Annotated in this window: 1 protein-coding gene; it reads right to left on the reverse strand. The window is 66.1% G+C overall.

Annotation, left to right across the window (positions count from 1 at the left end; translation table 11 throughout):
* Positions 1 to 1065 (reverse strand): IS630 family transposase (locus tag ACZ5XS_RS45815; protein WP_468661652.1); only part of this gene is annotated, 1065 nt, incomplete at its 5' end.

The raw sequence follows: 1065 nt of genomic DNA on the forward strand, positions 1-1065 counted from the left end.
CTAGTGTCCTGCGCCAGAGATCCGTCGGCAGAAGCGGGCGAGGGAATCGAGGATCTCTTCGGCGGTCTTGGTCCAGATGAACGGCTTGGGGTCTGCGTTCCAGTCCTTGACCCATGCGCGGATGTCGGCTTCGAGGGTCTGCACGTTTTTGTGGGCGCCGCGGCGGATCTTCTGGTCGGCCAGGAAGCCGAACCACCGCTCGACCTGGTTGATCCAGGAGGAGCCGGTCGGGGTGAAGTGCATGTGGAAGCGTGGGTGCTTCGCCAGCCACGCTTTGATCGCGGGCGTCTTGTGGGTGCCGTAGTTGTCACAGATCAGGTGGACCGCCAGGTGCGCGGGCACTTCCTTGTCGATCCTGATCAGGAACTTCTTGAACTCCGCCGCCCGGTGCCTGCGGTGCAGGGCACTGATGACCTCGCCGGTGGCGACGTCGAACGCGGCGAACAAGGTGGTCAGCCCGTTGCGTACGTAGTCATGGGTGCGCCGCTCCGGCATGCCCGGCATTATCGGCAGCACCGGCTGGGACCGGTCCAGGGCCTGGATCTGCGACTTCTCGTCCACCGACAGCACCACCGCACCCTCGGGCGGGTTGAAGTACAGCCCGACGACGTCGTAGACCTTCTCCACGAAGAACGGGTCCGTCGACAGCTTGAACGTGTCCGTCAGATGCGGCTTGAGCTGGAACTTCCGCCAGATCCGGCCCACGGTGGACTTCGACAGGCCACTGTGTTCCGCCATCGACTTACGCGACCAGTGGGTGGCGTTCTTCGGAATTTCCTCCAGCGTGGTGACCACGACCGCCTCGACCTGATCGACGCTGATGGTGGGCGGCCGGCCCGGCCGGGGCTCATCCGCCAGCCCGTCCAGCCGGTCCGCGAGAAACCGTCGTCGCCACTTACGGACCGTGTCCGCACTCACCCGCAGATCCCGGGCCACCGCCACGATCGGTGGCACTTCAGGCCCCGCGCACGCCAGCACAACCCGCGCACGCAGGGCCAGGGCCTGGGCCGATGTCGCCCGACGCGTCCACCGTTCCAACACTGCCCGCTCATCCGCGGACAGCAG

The organism is Streptomyces sp. NPDC033131, assembly GCF_055578365.1.